Origin of the sequence: Dokdonella sp. (assembly GCF_035511235.1) — a bacterium.
Classification (GTDB): domain Bacteria; phylum Pseudomonadota; class Gammaproteobacteria; order Xanthomonadales; family Rhodanobacteraceae; genus Dokdonella.
The window spans coordinates 152,915-168,826 of the sequence record NZ_DATKFQ010000036.1 but is presented as its reverse complement, the minus strand read 5'-3'; the positions used below and the strand labels follow the sequence as shown (position 1 = coordinate 168,826).

At 70.7% G+C, this 15,912-nt stretch carries 14 protein-coding genes and 1 pseudogene; 5 read left to right on the top strand and 10 right to left on the bottom strand.

Annotated features, from left to right (window positions below; all coding sequences use genetic code 11):
• Positions 1 to 11 precede the first annotated feature (11 nt).
• A complete protein-coding gene (locus VMR06_RS15760) occupies positions 12 to 554 on the bottom strand; it encodes an ECF-type sigma factor (protein WP_325378036.1) in 543 nt (180 codons plus the stop codon).
• Between the two features lie 180 nt (positions 555 to 734).
• On the opposite strand from VMR06_RS15760, the gene VMR06_RS15755 reads away from it, so the two are divergent.
• Complete coding sequence (locus VMR06_RS15755) at positions 735 to 1,937, top strand: multidrug effflux MFS transporter (RefSeq protein ID WP_325378034.1); 1,203 nt, start codon at positions 735 to 737, stop codon at positions 1,935 to 1,937.
• A 209-nt stretch (positions 1,938 to 2,146) separates the two neighbouring features.
• Positions 2,147 to 3,121 carry a LysR family transcriptional regulator gene (locus VMR06_RS15750; protein ID WP_325378032.1) on the top strand — a complete coding sequence of 325 codons (975 nt, stop codon included), beginning with the start codon at positions 2,147 to 2,149 and terminating at the stop codon, positions 3,119 to 3,121.
• A 10-nt stretch (positions 3,122 to 3,131) separates the two neighbouring features.
• Here VMR06_RS15750 and VMR06_RS15745 read toward each other — a convergent pair.
• From VMR06_RS15745 to VMR06_RS15715, 7 genes and pseudogenes are all read right to left on the bottom strand, one after another.
• Positions 3,132 to 5,051: pseudogene (locus tag VMR06_RS15745) on the bottom strand (M2 family metallopeptidase); the annotation flags it as partial.
• A 108-nt stretch (positions 5,052 to 5,159) separates the two neighbouring features.
• Complete coding sequence (locus tag VMR06_RS15740; RefSeq protein WP_325378030.1) at positions 5,160 to 6,143, bottom strand: LLM class flavin-dependent oxidoreductase; 984 nt, start codon at positions 6,141 to 6,143, stop codon at positions 5,160 to 5,162.
• An 82-nt stretch (positions 6,144 to 6,225) separates the two neighbouring features.
• On the bottom strand, positions 6,226 to 6,681 hold the full coding sequence (locus VMR06_RS15735; RefSeq protein ID WP_325378027.1) for a hypothetical protein: 456 nt from the start codon (positions 6,679 to 6,681) through the stop codon (positions 6,226 to 6,228).
• A gap of 12 nt (positions 6,682 to 6,693) precedes the next feature.
• Positions 6,694 to 6,972, bottom strand: coding sequence for a cell division topological specificity factor MinE (gene minE / locus VMR06_RS15730; protein ID WP_325378025.1), 279 nt, complete (start codon positions 6,970 to 6,972; stop codon positions 6,694 to 6,696).
• Positions 6,973 to 6,978: 6 nt separating this feature from the next.
• Positions 6,979 to 7,791, bottom strand: coding sequence for a septum site-determining protein MinD (minD, locus tag VMR06_RS15725; RefSeq protein ID WP_325378023.1), 813 nt, complete (start codon positions 7,789 to 7,791; stop codon positions 6,979 to 6,981).
• Between the two features lie 88 nt (positions 7,792 to 7,879).
• Positions 7,880 to 8,677, bottom strand: coding sequence for a septum site-determining protein MinC (gene minC / locus VMR06_RS15720; RefSeq protein ID WP_325378021.1), 798 nt, complete (start codon positions 8,675 to 8,677; stop codon positions 7,880 to 7,882).
• A gap of 3 nt (positions 8,678 to 8,680) precedes the next feature.
• Positions 8,681 to 9,292, bottom strand: a complete 612-nt coding sequence (locus VMR06_RS15715; protein WP_325378019.1) for a GNAT family N-acetyltransferase — start codon at positions 9,290 to 9,292, stop codon at positions 8,681 to 8,683.
• Between the two features lie 198 nt (positions 9,293 to 9,490).
• On the opposite strand from VMR06_RS15715, the gene VMR06_RS15710 reads away from it, so the two are divergent.
• The 3 genes from VMR06_RS15710 (at position 9,491) to VMR06_RS15700 (ending at position 12,736) form a co-directional block, all read left to right on the top strand.
• Complete coding sequence (locus tag VMR06_RS15710) at positions 9,491 to 10,672, top strand: sensor histidine kinase (RefSeq protein ID WP_325378017.1); 1,182 nt, start codon at positions 9,491 to 9,493, stop codon at positions 10,670 to 10,672.
• Positions 10,669 to 11,310, top strand: a complete 642-nt coding sequence (locus tag VMR06_RS15705; protein ID WP_325378015.1) for a response regulator transcription factor — start codon at positions 10,669 to 10,671, stop codon at positions 11,308 to 11,310. The genes VMR06_RS15710 and VMR06_RS15705 overlap by 4 nt, the downstream gene beginning before the upstream one ends.
• Positions 11,311 to 11,533: 223 nt before the next feature.
• Complete coding sequence (locus VMR06_RS15700) at positions 11,534 to 12,736, top strand: SRPBCC family protein (RefSeq protein WP_325378013.1); 1,203 nt, start codon at positions 11,534 to 11,536, stop codon at positions 12,734 to 12,736.
• 241 nt (positions 12,737 to 12,977) lie between these two features.
• Here VMR06_RS15700 and VMR06_RS15695 read toward each other — a convergent pair whose 3' ends face one another.
• Both VMR06_RS15695 and xseA read right to left on the bottom strand, forming a co-directional pair.
• Positions 12,978 to 14,420 carry an aldehyde dehydrogenase family protein gene (locus VMR06_RS15695; protein ID WP_325378011.1) on the bottom strand — a complete coding sequence of 481 codons (1,443 nt, stop codon included), beginning with the start codon at positions 14,418 to 14,420 and terminating at the stop codon, positions 12,978 to 12,980.
• The gene (gene xseA / locus VMR06_RS15690; RefSeq protein WP_414648158.1) at positions 14,417 to 15,817 is read right to left on the bottom strand and encodes an exodeoxyribonuclease VII large subunit; all 1,401 of its coding nucleotides are present in this window, start codon (positions 15,815 to 15,817) and stop codon (positions 14,417 to 14,419) included. The genes VMR06_RS15695 and xseA overlap by 4 nt, the downstream gene beginning before the upstream one ends.
• Positions 15,818 to 15,912 lie beyond the last annotated feature (95 nt).

Here is a 15,912-nt window from a genome sequence, read left to right as displayed (position 1 = left end):
GCCTTGCGACATCAGCCGATCTCGGCCTGCAGGAACGCCCGCGCGAAGCGCCAGTCGCGGTCGACGGTGCGGCGCGCGAGCGCGAGCAGCTCGGCGGTCTGCTCGAGGGTCAGGCCGGCGAAATAGCGCAGCTCCACCACGCGTGCGGCGCGCGCATCGAGGGCCTCGAGCTTCTGCAGCGCCTGTTCCAGCGCCATCGCTTCCTCGGCGCTCTGCAGGGCCAGCTCGGTCCCGCTGCCGGTCAGCGTGATGCGCTGCCAGTCGCCGCCGGCGCGCAGCCGCAGCCGGTCGCGCGCGCGGTCGCCGAGCAGATGGCGCATCGCCTTGGCCGCGTACGCGAAGAACTGCGCCGGATGCTCGAAGCGCGCCTCGCCATGCCGGCCGAAGCGCAGGTAGAGCTCGTGTACGAGCGCGGTGGCGTCGAGCGACTCGTGCGGTCCGGCGCGCTGCAGCCGCGCACCGGCCAGTGCCTTGAGGCGGTCGTAGACCTGCGCGAACAGCGCATCGGCGTCCTGCGCGGGTGCGGCCGAGGTTGAATCGGCGGAATCGATCATGCGGCCTCCGGTGCCGGACCTGCGTTCGGGTCTGCCGTGCAGATGCCCCGGCGCCGATCTTAGAGCGTGTCGCGCCCGCGTGCCGCCGCGCCTGCCGCGGTACCGAGCTGAACGAAGCATCTGACGCGGCGGCCGCCGCGGTGGCATCATGAGCGGCTGCCTTCCTCCCCCCGGTGCGTCGTGTCCCAGTTGCCCCGCCGGCGTCGTCTGGCTCCGCTGCTCGCGGCACTGGCGATGTTCGGTCCGTTCTCGATCGACACGCTGTTTCCGGCGTTCCCGGCCGTGGCCGCCGATCTCGGCGCCGGCCCGATCGCGATGCAGCAGACGATCAGCGTCTATCTGATCGCCTACGCGCTGATGTCGCTGGCGCACGGGCCGCTGTCGGACGCGCTCGGCCGGCGCTCGGTGATCCTGGCCGGCGTCGCCGTGTTCACGCTGGCCTCGGTCGGCTGCGCGCTGGCCGGATCGATCGAAAGTCTGCTGGCGTTCCGCGCGCTGCAGGGCGTGTCGGCCGGTGCCGGCATGATCGTCGGCCGGGCGATCGTGCGCGACTGCTTCGACGGCGCCGATGCGCAGCGCCTGATGGCCTCGATCTCGATGATCTTCGGCATCGCGCCGGCGATCGCGCCGATCGTCGGCGGCTGGGTCATCGCGTTCGCGCGCTGGCCGATGATCTTCTGGCTGCTGGCCGGCTTCTCGCTGGTGCTGTGGTTCGTCTGTCTGGCCTGGCTGCCGGAGACGCATCCGCGCGAGCGGCGCACGCCGCTGTCGACGGGCGAGCTGGTGCGCTCGTACCGGATGATCCTGACCGACCGCATGTTCGTGCCGCTGGCGCTGTCGGGCACGCTCGGCTTCGGCGCGCTGTTCGTCTACATCGCCTCGGCGCCGGCGTTCGTGCTCGGCCTGCTGGGTCTGGACCAGCAGAGCTTCGCGTGGCTGTTCGTGCCGGCGATCGGCGGCATGATGACCGGCTCGCTGCTGTCGGGCCGCCTGGCCGGGCGGCTGTCGCCGCCGGCGACGGTGCGGCTCGGCTTCGCGATCATGCTGGCCGCCTCGACCGTCAACATCGCGTTCGCCTGGCTGCTGCCGCGGCCGATGCTGCCGTGGTCGGTCCTGCCGATCGCGCTGCAGGGCGTCGGCGTCGCGCTGAACTTCCCGACGCTGGCGCTGCTGCTGCTCGACCGCTATCCGCAGCACCGCGGCGCGGCCTCGTCGATGCAGGCCTTCGTCAACCTGCTGCTCAGCGCGCTGATCGCCGGCGCGCTGTCGGCGCTGCTGTCGGACAGCATTCTGAAGCTGGCGCTGGCGGCCGGCGCGTTGTCGCTGGCCGGCGCTCTGGTGTGGTGGTTGCGGCCGCGGCACACGGCCGAGCGCAGCGCCTGACGCTGCGCGCCTTGCGATTTCGCGCCGATCCGGGCGCGCGCGCTGCCGGCGGCGGCAACACCGATGCGGCCGGAGACGGCGCGCCTGCCGGCCCGTGATCGGGCTGCGCCAGGCGCCCGCTGGCGGCGTTCCGGCGCCGCACCGCGCAGGAGCCGGGCGGCGTCCGCTGCCGTTCCGTGCCACCATGAGCGGGTCCGAGGAGGAGTGGCATGGCGAGTCTCGATCAGATCCGTACGTTCGTGACCGTGGTCAAGCAGAACAGTTTCGCGCGGGCCGGCCGCGTGCTCGGCGTGACGCCGTCGGTGGTCAGCAAGCGCATCGCCGAGCTCGAGCACGACCTGGGCGTGCAGCTGCTGCTGCGCACCACGCGCAAGCTGACGCTCAGCGACCACGGCGCGCGCTATTTCCATCGCGCGGTCGAGCTGCTGCAGCGCTTCGACGAGCTCGAGCGCGACATCGCGCGGCACCGCGACGAGACCGCCGGCCTGGTGCGGATCGGCGCGCCGACCTCGATCGGCGTCAACTACATCGGACCGGCGCTGATCGAGTTCCGCGCGCGGCATCCGGATGTGCGCTTCGACCTGGTGCTGCACGACCGTACGGTCGATCCGGTCGAGGAGGGCCTGGACCTGCTGATCGCCGAACAGACCTACGTGATTCCGAACGGCGACCTCACCGAGGAACCGCTGTGCCCGATCGAGCGCGTGATCTGCGCCTCCCCGGCGTATCTGGCGCGGCGCGGCACGCCGCAGCATCCGCGCGACCTGGTCCGCCACGACTGCCTGCACTATTCGTTCCTGCCGAGCGCGCAGGTCTGGCTGTTCACCGGCCCCACCGGCGAGATCAGCGTGCCGGTCAATCCGGTGTTCAGCACCAGCAACGGCCAGATCATGCGCCAGATCGCGCTCAAGGACGGCGGCCTGACGATGCTGCCGACCCACGTCGTCGGCGAGGATATCCGCGCCGGACGGCTTGCGGTCGTGCTGAGCGGCTATGAGCTGCCGCAGTTCTGGCTGGTCGCGATCCTGCCGCCGCTCAGCCGCATCTCGCGCCGCGTGCAGCTGCTGGTCGAACACCTGCGCGCGGTGTTCTCGCCGCCGCCGTGGCTGCGCGGCGCCGCGCCGGCGCAGGACGCGGCGCCACGGCCGGACCGGAAGGCGCCGCGGCGGCGCGCTTCCGGCTGAGCACCGCTCACCAGCCGCAGCTGCGGCCCTGGTTCTGTTCCTTGAGCCAGGTCTGCAGCGGCGCGAAGTAGTCGAGGATCGCCGTCGCGTCGAGCTCGCCGCTGCCGGTCAGTTCCTTCAGCGTCTCCGGCCACGGCTGGCTCTGGCCCTTCTTGAGCATCGACCAGAACTTCTGCCCGGCTTCCTTGTTGCCGTAGAAGCTGCACTGGTGCAGCGGTCCGTCGTAGCCGGCTGCGTCGCACAGCGCGCGGTAGAACTGGAACTGCAGGATGTGCGCGAGGAAGTAGCGCGTGTACGGCGTGTTGCCGGGCACGTGGTACTTCGCGCCGGCGTCGAAATAATCCTCGCCGCGCGGCTCGATCGGCGCCACGCCCTGGTACTGGGCCTTCAGCGACCACCAGGCCTCGTTGTAGCGGTCCGGCGTGATCGAGCCGTCGAACACGCCCCAGCGCCAGCGGTCGATCATCAGGCCGAACGGCAGGAACGCGACCTTGGCCAGCGCCATGCGCATCTGCGCGTTGATGACCGCCTGCTCGCTCTGGCGCGGCTTGCCGACCAGACCGATCGAGTGCAGGTAGTCGGGCGTCAGCGCGAGCACGACGGTATCGCCGATCGCCTCGTGGAAGCCGTCGTTGGCACCGGACTGGAACAGCGGCGGCAGGTCGTTGTAGGCCAGGTAGTAATAGACGTGGCCGAGCTCGTGGTAGATCGTCGTGAAGTCTTCCTCGTTGGGCTTGATGCACATCTTGATGCGCACGTCGCCGGCGAGGTTCATGTCCCAGGCGCTGGCATGGCAGACCACGTCGCGGTCGCGCGGCTTGATCAGCTGCGCCTTGTCCCAGAAGCTGGCCGGCAGCTTCGGCATGCCGAGCGAGGCATAGAAGTCCTCGGCGCGCTCGGTCATGCTGCGCGCGATCGCGAGGTCGGCCTCGCGTTCCAGGCGCACCGTGTCCTCGGCACCGGGCCGGCCCTTGAAACCGGCCCGCGCGCGGCGCAGCGCCTCGGCGCGCTGCTTCTCGAGCGCGCCGGTGATGTCGAGGCTGCCGACGTTCCTGTACGGCTCCAGGATCGGCCACAGATTGCCCCAGTCCTGCTGCCACATGTTGCCGGTCAGGTGCGCCGGCAGCTTGCCGTCGATCTCGCCGCGCGCGCCGTACTTCTTCTCGAGCTTGCCGCGCACGTAGCACTGCAGATCGCTGTAGAGCGGCTTGACCTGCTCCCAGAGGCGGTCGGTCTCGGCGCGGAACGCGTCCGGATCCATGTCGTAGCCCGAGCGCCACATCGCGCCGGCATCGGCATAGCCCATTTCGCGCGCGCCCTCGTTGACCAGCTCGACGAAGCGCTGGTAGTCGCCGCGCATCGGCTGGGCGATCGTGTGCCAGCCGGCCCAGGCGTCGAGCTGCTCGTCGTAGCTGGCCTTCGGATCGCGCAGCACGTCCTCGAGCTCGCCGAGCTGGCGACACTCGCGCTTGCCGCCGTGATCGCGGCAGTAGGTGCCGGCGCCGTAGGCGCCCTCCAGACGCGAGGCGATCTGGGTCAGCTCGGCCAGCTTGGCCGGATCCTTCGGCGCCGGCATCGCGGTACTGAGCTTGAGCAGCGCGATCGAGCGCGCGGTATCGGCGCTCAGCGTCTGGCCCTCGTAGCGGCGCGATTCTTCGACGAAGGTGTTGAGCTGGGCCAGCGTGCGCTCGTTGCTCTTGGCGGCCAGGCGCTGCGAGTCGTCGTTGATGTAGGTCACCGCCAGCCACTGCGCGGAGGCGGTCTCGGGATACTGGGCGCGCTGGGTCTGGTTGACGCGCGCGACGAACGCATCGGCGCTTTCGCTGTTGGCGCCCGGCGCCGGTGCGGCAGCCTGGTCGCGCGTGGCGGTCGCCGCGCAGGCGCCGGTCAGGACGGCCAGCACGGCCGCCGTCAACAGCTTGACGTTCATCGATGCCTCTCCCCAGGTCGTGGTCGGTCGCGGAGGCTAGACCGCTGCCGCGACCGTGCGCAAGAGGCCGTCGCCGCGAGCGGCGGCGACGGCGGGGCGGATGCCGCCTCAGCCCGGCCGCGACGCCATCGCGATCTCGAACGAGCGCTTGCGCGCGGCATGGTCGTAGACGTTGGCGGTCAGCATCAGCTCGTCCGGGCGATGGCGCTCGACGAACGCGGCCAGGCCGTCGCGGACCTGGTCCGGATCGCCGACCACGCTGCAGGCCAGCGCCTGCTCGACGCCGATCCGCTCGGCCGGCGTCCAGTACGCCTCGATGTCGTCGATCGGCGGCGGAATCAGGCCGGGCCGGCCGCGGCGCAGGTTCACGAAGCTCTGCTGCAGCGTCGTGAACAGGCGGCGCGCCTCGGTCTCGCTCGGCGCGGCGACGACGTTGACGCCGAGCATCGCGTAGGGCCGGGCCAGTCGCCGCGACGGCGTGAACTCGCGCCGGTACAGCGCCAGCGCGTGATCGAGCGCATCGGGCGCGAAATGCGATGCGAACGCGTACGGCAGACCAAGCCGGGCCGCCAGGCGCGCGCCGAACAGGCTCGATCCGAGCAGCCAGACCGGCACGTCGACGCCGGCACCCGGCACCGCGCGCACCGGCTGGCCGGGCTCGGCCGGCTCGAAGTAGTACAGCAGTTCCTGCACGTCCTGCGGGAACGCGTCGGCGCTGTCGTGATAGCGGCGCAGCGCGCGCGCGGTCGCCTGGTCGGTACCGGGCGCGCGGCCGAGTCCGAGGTCGATCCGGCCCGGATACAGCGAGGCCAGCGTGCCGAACTGCTCGGCCACCTGCAGCGGCGCGTGGTTGGGCAGCATCACGCCGCCGGAGCCGACGCGGATCGTCTCGGTACCGCCGGCGACGTGGCCGATCAGCACCGCGGTCGCGGCGCTGGCGATGCCGGGCATGTTGTGGTGCTCGGCGAGCCAGTAGCGCGTGTAGCCGAGGCGCTCGGCGTGGCGCGCCAGGTCGAGCGTGTGCGCGAACGCCTGGCTCGCGTCGCTGCCCTCGCAGACCGGTGCGAGGTCGAGGATCGATAACGGGATCATGGCCACTCCGTCGGGGCGATGGCGCCCGAACTGGGGGCGACGGGCGCCGATTGCCAGGGCGGCCCGGCCGCCGCCGCGGCGCTCAGGCCGGCGGCAGCAGGCCGCGCTCGGCCAGCCAGCCCCGCGCGTCGTCGGCGTCGCGCTCGAACCAGGCGCGGCTGGAGCCGAGCCGGAACGTATAGCCCCAGGCGTCCATGTCGGCCATCAGGCGCTCGCGGCCGACGCCGGGCAGGCGGTCGGCGAGCAGGATCTGCAGACAGCAGGTCGCGTCTTCCTCGGCAATCGAATCGGTGGCGTCGGTGTGCACGGCGGCGCGCCGCTCCGGCGGCAGCACGATCAGGTGGCAGGCCTCGTGCAGCAGCGAATGCAGCGGCGTGTCGCGCCGCGCGTGCACGGTGCTGCCGATCACCCCGGCCTCCGGATCGCCCCAGTAGCTGCCGGGAATCGGCATGCCGTCGGCGACCAGGCTCAGCCTCAGGCCGTACTCGGCGAGCAGGGCCGCGACCTGCGCGAGGTCGACGTCGGCCAGGTGCAGCATCGGCGCCTCGCGTCAGGGCTCGTCGCGCATCGCCGCCGGCGCCTGGTCGGGCAGGGCGACCGAGAGCTCCAGCACTTCCTGGTCGCCTTCGCGCTCGACGTTGATCAGCACGGCGTCCGGGTCGACGTTGACGTACTTCTTGATGACCTCGAGCAGCTCGCGGCGCAGCAGCGGCAGGTAGTCCGGGCTGCCGCGCTGGGCGCGTTCCTGCGCGACGATGATGCGCAGGCGTTCCTTGGCGACGCTCGCGGTGTTCTTCGGCCGCGATTTGAAGAAATCCAGGATTCCCATGGTGCTTTAGCTCCCGAAGATGCGCGCGAACAGTCCCTTCTTCTGCGCGTCGAGGAAACGCATCGAGCGTTGCTCGCCGAGCAGCCGGGCGACCGCGTCGTCGTAGGCCTGGCCGGCGAAGGACTGCTCGTCGAGGATCACCGGCACGCCGGCGTTGGACGCGGCGAGCACGCCTTCCGATTCCGGGATCACGCCGAGCACCTCGATGCCGAGGATCTCCTGCACGTCCTTGATGCTCATCATGTCGCCGGCCTCGACGCGTCCGGGGTTGTAGCGCGTCAGCAGCAGGTGCTGCTCGATCGCGCCGTTGCCGAGCTCGGCGCGGCGCGTCTTGCTCGACAGCAGACCCAGGATGCGGTCGGAATCGCGCACGCTGGACACTTCCGGATTGACCACGACGACCGCGCGGTCGGCGAAGTACATCGCCAGCGCCGCGCCTTTCTCGATGCCGGCCGGCGAGTCGCAGATCACGTAGTCGAAGCCCTCCTCGGCCAGCTCGTTGAGCACGCGCTCGACGCCTTCCTTGGTCAGCGCGTCCTTGTCGCGGGTCTGCGAGGCAGCCAGCACGTACAGGGTCTCGAAGCGCTTGTCCTTGATCAGCGCCTGCTTGAGCGTGCACTCGCCGTGGATGACGTTGACGAAGTCGTAGACCACGCGCCGCTCGCAGCCCATGATCAAATCGAGGTTGCGCAGGCCGACGTCGAAGTCGATGACCGCGACCTTCTTGCCGCGGCGCGCCAGGCCGACCGCCAGCGAGGCGCTGGACGTGGTCTTGCCGACGCCGCCCTTGCCGGATGTGACGACGATGATTTCAGTCAAGGCGGGTTCTCCGTAAGGTTCGCCAAGTGTTGCATGCCTGTGACGCGGCGGCGACACCGGCCGCGCCGCGCCGGCACGCCGGGGTCGTTCAGAATCGGGCGATCACCAGCTTCTCGCCGTCCAGGCCGACCTGGACCGGCTGGCCGCGCAGCTCGTCGGGGATCGATTCGAACACCCGGTAGTGGCCGGCGATCGAGACCAGCTCGGCGTGGAACTCGCGGCAGTAGATGCGCGCCTTCTCGTCGCCGAGCGCGCCGGCCAGCGCGCGTCCGCGCAGCGCGCCGTAGACGTGGATCGAGCCGTCGGCGATGACCTCGGCGCCGTTGGCGACCAGCTTGTTGAGCACCAGGTCGCCGCCGCGCGCGTAGACCTGCTGGCCGGAGCGGACCGGCTGGTCGACGTGCAGCGTCGCGCCGCCCGCGGTGGCCGGTGCGCTCGCCGCGGGCGCCGCCGGTGCAGGTGTCGGCGCCGGCTCCGGTGCGGCCGGCGCCGTCCGCGACGGCGGTGGAGGCGTGGCGACCATCGGTTCGCCGCCGGCGCGCTCGTAGGCGGCGCGGAACTTGGCCAGCAGCGGCAGGCCGAGCGCGCGCGCCAGCTGCTCGTTGTCGCTGGTGCCGTAGGCCAGGCCGACCGGGATCAGGCCGGCGCTGCGGATGTGCGCGAGCAAGGTCTGCACGGTGCCGATGTCGGGCAGGGCGGACAGATGGCTGAGGTCGACGACCAGCGGCGCGCGCTCGAACAGATGCGGCGCATGGCGGACCTTGTCGGCCAGTTCCTGCTCGAGCGCGGGGCCGTCGAGGCGCTTCAGGCGCAGGTTGGCGATGCCGACCTGTCCGAACTTGAGCTCGCCGACCGGTTCCAGCGCGGAGATCGCGGCGGTCGTCATCGCTCAGGCGCCTCCGGCGGCGCGCGGCGGTTCCGGCAGCGCGTGCGCGCGGTCGGCCAGCCACGGCACGTCGGGCAGGCGGCGCTCGCCGGCGTTGAGATAGGTGTCGCGCACGAACGCGAAGCTCGGCAGGTTCTTGCCCTGCATCGACACGCGCCGCTCGATCACCGGCATTACCTGCTGGCCGACTTCCTGGAAGCCGTTGGTCGCGTGGAACAGCAGCGAGACGTCGTCGTGCGGCTCGAGGAAGACCTCGCAGGCCAGCAGCGGCACGCGCACCTCGGCGAAGCTGGTGACGTCGGCGTAGAAGATCCGGCCCAGGCCCAGGCCGCGATACGGCCGCGCGATCACGATGCGGTCGATGTAGAGGAATTCCTCGTAGCGCTCGCGGAACCACAGGTAGTTGGCGCTGGTGTAGTCGGTGTTGCGGTCCAGGCCCAGCAGGAAGCCGGCCAGGTGCCCGTCGACCTCGGCCACGCGGAAATAGCAGGCGCAGTCGTAGAACCAGCGCACCCGCGCCGCGTCCAGCGGCAGGATCGTCGGCCCGGCAGCGTTGTTGATGGCGACGATCGAATCCAGCTCGTGCTCGAGCACGTCGCGGATGACTACGGACATTGCGGGGCTCCTGCGGAATCGCCGCAGTGCGGGTCCGACCGCGGCTCGGCGATTATCGCACGCATGCGCACAGCGGTCACCGCACCGCCATGGGGCACGCGCCGCGCGCCGGCGGCCGCGCACCGCGCCGCTGCCGCGCGCCAGTGACTTAGGACAGGTTGCGATCGGCCGGGCCGGGCCTATGATGCCGCCATGCCGATGAAGCAGTTCAACCACATCCAGCTGCTGCGCTACGCCGGATTCTTCACGTACCTGTGCGTGGGCACCCCGCTGCTGCGCTATCCGGGCCTGATGGCGGCGATGCGCGAGCAGGGCCGTTCGCCGGTCCTGGTCGACCTGTGGCTGGTCTGCTACCTGCTGTTCGGCCTGGTGTTCTGGTTCCTGACCCACCGCCTCGGCGCGCGCCAGGTCTCGCCGGCCGAGCGCCTGCTGCAGATCGCGTTGCTGCTGGTCTTGAACGGCACCGCGGTGGTGATCGGCCTGATCAGCCAGAGCGGCCTGTGCGCGCTGCTGCTGGTCGTGGTCGCGGTCGTGCTGCCGTGGCTGCTGCCGCTGCGGCCGGGCCTGTTCTGGGCGGTCGCGCAGAACTACACGCTGGTGCCGGTCTGGCTGAGCTTCCACGACACCACCTTCACGCTGGCCGAGGCCGTGCTGCAGTCGAGCCTGTACCTCGGCTTCTCGGTGCTGGCGTTCGTGACCTCGGTGATCGCCAAGCAGCAGGGCGAGGAGCGCGAACAGCAGCGCCGGCTCAACGCCGAACTGCGCGCGACGCGCGCGCTGCTGGCCGAATCGAGCCGGCTCGGCGAGCGCATGCGCATCTCGCGCGATCTGCACGATCTGATGGGCCACCACCTGACCGCGCTCAGCCTCAATCTCGAGGTGGCCGCGCATCTGGCCCAGGGCCAGGCCCAGGAGCACGTGCGCAAGGCGCAGACGGTCGCCAAGCTGCTGCTCAACGACGTGCGCGAGGTGGTCAGCCAGCTGCGCGACGGCGACAACATCGACCTGACCGCCGCGCTGCGCAGCCTGATCGAGGGCGTGCCGCAGCTGGCGATCCATCTGGAACTGCCCGAGCGCTTCAGCATCGAGGATCCGCGCCGCGCGCAGGTGCTGCTGCGCTGCGCGCAGGAGATCATCACCAATACGGTGCGCCATTCCGGTGCGCGCAACCTGTGGCTGTCGTTCGTGCGCACCGAGGATCGCCAGCTGGCGATCCACGCCCGCGACGACGGCCGCGGCGCGGCCGACCTGACCGCCGGCAACGGACTGCGCGGCATGCGTGAACGCCTCGCCGAATTCGGCGGCCGGCTCGACGTCAACACCAGCCGGGGGCGCGGCTTCACGCTCGACGCCTGGCTGCCATTGGAGGTGGCGACATGATCAGCGTGTGCCTGGTCGACGACCAGAACCTGGTGCGCCAGGGCATCCGTTCGCTGCTGGAGCTGTCCGACGCGATCCGCGTCGTGGCCGAGGCCAGCGACGGCGCCCAGGCGGTGGCGACGATTCCCGAGGTCAAGCCCGACGTCGTACTGCTGGACATGCGCATGCCCGGCATGTCGGGCCTGGACGTGCTCAATGCGCTGGCGCCGCGCGGCCTGCTGCCGCCGACGATCATCCTGACCACGTTCGACGACGACCAGCTGGTGCTGGCCGGACTCAAGGCCGGCGCGCGCGGCTACCTGCTCAAGGACGTCTCGCTCGAGCAGCTGGTCGACGCGGTCAAGGTGGTCGCGGCCGGCGGCTCGCTGGTCGCGCCGGTGGTCACCCAGCGCCTGCTGACCGGCCTGGAGCGCATGAACAACGACTTCACCAGCCTGGACCGGCCCGACCCGCTAACCGAGCGCGAGACCGAGATTCTGCGGCTGATGGCCGGTGGCTACAGCAACAAGGAGATCGCCGGGTCGCTGAACGTGGCCGAGGGCACCGTCAAGAACCACGTGTCCAACATTCTCTCCAAGCTCGGCGTACGCGACCGTACGCGTGCGGTCCTCAAGGCGTTCGAGCTCGGCATCGTCTGAGCGGCGGGGCCGTTCGTGTACGAAACGGGTCGTTCCGGGGGTTTTCGGCGGTCCTGACCGTGCGCAGACTGAACCGTAGCCATACCATCGGCGGCACGGTACCATGCGCGCCCGGGCCGGCGCCTCGCCGCTGTCCCGGCTCAACCAGCGGACGAGTTCCGCGGACGTCCGGCGTGGCTGAGGGGCTCGCATGACGTCGTCTACGTTCTGGAGAGTCCCTGGAATGATTCGTGTTCTCGAAATACTCGTTTCGATCCTGATCGTCTTCCTGCTGGCGGTCGTCATCGGCGTGTTCCTGCCCGACAGCGGCCATATCGAGCGCTCGGTCGAAGTCTCCAATCCGGTCCGTCAGGTCTACGATTCGGTCAACAATTTCCGCCGCTTTCCGCAGTGGTCGGCGCTGCGCGCCAACGATCCGCAGGTCACCTTCGAGCGTTCCGGTCCCGAGAGCGGCGTCGGCGCGCGCATCGCGTGGCAGAGCGAGGTCGACAAGATCGGCGACGGCTCGCTGACGATCGCCTCGAGCGAGCCGGACAGCGAAGTCAAGATGGCGCTCGACAACGACTGGAGCGGCACCGACAAGGTCTACACGATCACGCTGACGCCGTCGGCCAACGGCCGCACCGTCACGATCAAGTGGGCCTACGACGTCAAGTACGGCTGGAACCTGCTGTGGCGCTACGCCGGCCTGTACATCCACGGCACGCCGGACCGCCTGGTGCAGGACAGCCTCGGCAATCTGTCCAATACGCTGGCGACGTTCCCGAACGCCGACTACCGCGATCAGGCGATCGAGGTCGTCGAGGTGCCGTCGCGTCCGCTGCTGCTGATCCGCGCCAAGGTGCCGCGCTCGCTCGACGAGATCGCGATCGCGACCGACGAGGCCGTCGCCAAGATCGACGCGGTCATCGAGAAGGCCGGCCTGCAGAAGGCCGGTCCGCTGACGACGATCACCACCAACTGGGGTGCCGAGAACTACGTCTTCGACATCGCCGTGCCGGTCAGCTCCGACACGTTCACGCTCGACGGCAAGGAGTTCAAGATCACGGCCGCTCCGGAGACCGCCGCGGCGGCCGAGGACGCCGACGCCGAGGCGGACGAGTCCACCGACCCGACGGCCGAGGGCGGCACCGGCGAGAAGGTCTACCAGCCCGGCGAGCTCGACGAGCGCGGCTATCTGATCGTGACCGACACGATCCGCGGCACGCTGTCCTACGGCGGCAAGGCGCTGGTGACCGACTACACCGGCAACCCGGCCGCGCTGCCGCTGCTGCGCCTGATGGAGCGCGCCTACGCCGAGACGCACGGCTACGCCTACAGCGAGATCGGCACCGGCCGTCCGTACGACGAGACGATCTCCGACCCGGCCACGACGCCGCAGGACGAGCAGGAGCTCAAGGTCTACCTGCCGGTCACGATCGAGTAAGCGGTCGCTGCAAGCATCGACACGAAAAAGGCGGCCTTCGGGCCGCCTTTTTCTTTGAGCGTTCGCCCGCAGCCTGCATCGGTCGCCGGCCGCTGCTCCGGCTTCGGCTCTCGCCGTCGGTGCGCCTGAAGCGAGCCGAAGCTCTTGAGCTTGATCTTCCGCCGTCGATGCCGTGGCTTAGGTCAGGTTGCCGAGCTCCTTCGCAAAGATGTAGAGAGCAGCACAATAAAGAACCGATGTCTCAGCCGCCGTGCGGCGGATCGCGCAGCACCAGCAGGCGGGTCTCGGTCATGTCGGCGATCGCGTAGCGCACGCCTTCGCGGCCGAGTCCGGATTGCTTGACGCCGCCGTACGGCATGTTGTCGACGCGGAAGCTCGGCACGTCGCCGACGATCACGCCGCCGACTTCGAGCACGTCCCAGGCGCGCATCGCCTTGCGCAGGTCGTGCGTGAACACGCCGGCCTGCAGGCCGTAGTCGCTGTCGTTGACGATCGCCAGCGCTTCCTCGAAGTCGCGGTACGGCTGCAGCAGCGCGACCGGCCCGAACGCCTCGAGCCGGCTGATGCGTGCCGACGGATCGACGTGCTCGAGCACGGTCGCCTCGAGCATCGCGCCGTCGCGGCGGCCGCCGCAGAGCAGGCGGGCGCCGCCGGCCGCGGCCTCCTCGATCCACTGCTGCAGCCGCTCGGCCTCGGCGGCGTCGATCATCGGGCCGACGAAGGTGGTCTCCTCGCGCGGATCGCCGGTGACCAGCCGCTCGGCGGCGGCGACGAAGCGCGCGGCCAGCGTCTCGTAGAGATCGGCGTGGACCAGGATCCGCTGCACACCGATGCAGCTCTGGCCGGACTGGTAGAACGCGCCGAAGATCAGCCGCTCGACGACGAAGTCGAGCTGGTCGCGCTGGTCGGCGTCGACGATGCAGGCGGCGTTGCCGCCGAGTTCGAGCACGACCTTCTTGCGGCCGGCGCGGGACTTGAGATCCCAGCCGACCTTCGGCGAACCGGTGAACGACAGCAGCTTGAAGCGCTCGTCGGTCGTGAACAGGTCGGCGCCGTCGCGGTGCGCCGGCAGGATCGAGAATGCGCCGGGCGGCAGATCGGTCTCGGCGAGAATCTCGCCGATGATCAAGGCGCCGACCGGCGTGCGGCTGGCCGGCTTGAGCACGAACGGGCAGCCCGCCGCGATCGCCGGCGCGACCTTGTGCGCGACCAGGTTCAGCGGGAAATTGAACGGCGCGATGAACGAGCAGGCGCCGACCGGCATCTGCCGCGTGAAGCCGCGATAGCCGCGCGCGCGCTCGGAGATCGCCAGCTCCAGCGTCTGCCCGTCGATGCGCACGGCCTCCTCGGCGGCGACCTTGAACGTGTCGACCAGGCGGCCGACCTCGCCGCGCGCGTCGCGGATCGGCTTGCCGGCCTCGATGCACAGCGCCTCGGCGAGCTCGTCGCTGCGTTCGCGAAAGCGCGCGACGCAATGCTCGAGCACGGCTTGGCGGCGATAGGCCGGCAGCTCGCGCATCGGTCGCTCGGCCGCGACCGCCGCGGCGATCGCGGCATCGATCGCCGCGGCGTCGGCCAGCGCGACGCGCGCGGCGACTTCGCCGGAATACTTGTCGAGGACTTCCAGGTCGGTATTGGGCTGGTGCGGCTGTCCGGCCAGCCAGTAGGGGTAGGTCGCCTTCATCGGGGATCCTCGCTGCGTTTGGAGCCGGCCGGCGCGGGCCGATCGATGCGCTCCACGCGCAGCGCCAGTTCGCCGTCGGCGAGCCGCGCGCGCACGCCATCGCCCGCCTGCACCTGGGCCACCGAGCGCACGAGGTGGCCCGACTCGGGCCGGTCCAGGATCGCATAGCCGCGTTCGAGCGTGGCCAGCGGGCTGACCGCGTTCAGCGTGCGGACCAGTTCGGCCAGGCGATGGCGGCGCCGTTCGATCGCGCGTGCCAGGGCCGCCAGCAGACGCTCGTGTGCGGCGGTGCCGCGCTCGGTCGCGCTGCGCAGCCGGCGCTGCGGATCGGCCGCGCGCAGCCGCACCAGGCTGTGCGCCAGACGGTCGGCGCGGCGCTGCTGGGCGTGCGCGGCCACGCGCAGCAGACGCGCCTGCAGCAGACCGAGGCGGTCGCGCGCGCGCAGCAGCCGGGCCTGCGGATGCTGGGCGTGCAGGCGCGCGGACAACTGGTCGAGCCGCTGCGCGCGGCGCTCGATCGAGCGCGTCATGCAGCGGCGCAGCTGCACGCGGCTGCCGGCGAGCAGGCGTTCGAGGTCGGCGCGATCGGGTACCAGCAGCTCGGCTGCGGCCGACGGCGTCGGCGCGCGCAGGTCGGCCGCGAACTCGGCGATCGTGAAATCGGTTTCGTGGCCGATCGCCGCGACCACCGGCACCGGGTGCGCGCGCACCGCACGCGCCAGCGCCTCGTCGTTGAACGCCCACAGATCCTCGATCGATCCGCCGCCGCGCGTCAGCACCAGGACGTCGTGCCGGCCGGCGCGCGCGGCGCCTTGCAGCATCGCGACGATCGCCGGCGCCGCGTCGCCGCCCTGGACCGGCACCGGCAGGATCTCGACCGGCACCAGCGGGAAGCGCCGAGCGATCACCGCCAGCACGTCGCGCACCGCGGCACCGCTCGGCGAGGTCACCACGGCGATGCGGCGCGGCCAGCGCGGCAGCGCGCGCTTGATGGCCTGATCGAACAGGCCCTCGGCGGCCAGGCGCGCCTTGAGCGCCTCGTAGGCGCGCCGCAGCGCGCCTTCGCCGGCCTCCTCCATGTGTTCGGCGATCAGCTGGAACTCGCCGCGCGGCTCGTACAGGCTGACGCGGCCGCGCAGCAGCACGTGCATGCCGTCGCCGGGCCGGAACCGCAGCCAGTTGCTGCGCGGTTTGAACATCGCGCAGCGCACCTGCGCGCCGGCGTCCTTGAGCGTGAAGTACAGATGTCCCGACGCCGGACGCGAGACGTTGGAGAGCTCGCCCTCGATCCACAGCGAGGCGAAACGCGTCTCGATCAGCTCGCGCGCGCGGCGGTTGAGTTGCGTCGGCGAGAGGATCTCGCCTTCGTCGGTGTCGTGTTGGCGTGTCACGGAGATCCGATCTTGCAGTGCAGCGTCTTGCGGCTGCCCACGCTAACACGCATCGCGTCCGTATCCGCCTGCGTCGGGCCGCGTCGGCTTGCGGGTGCCAA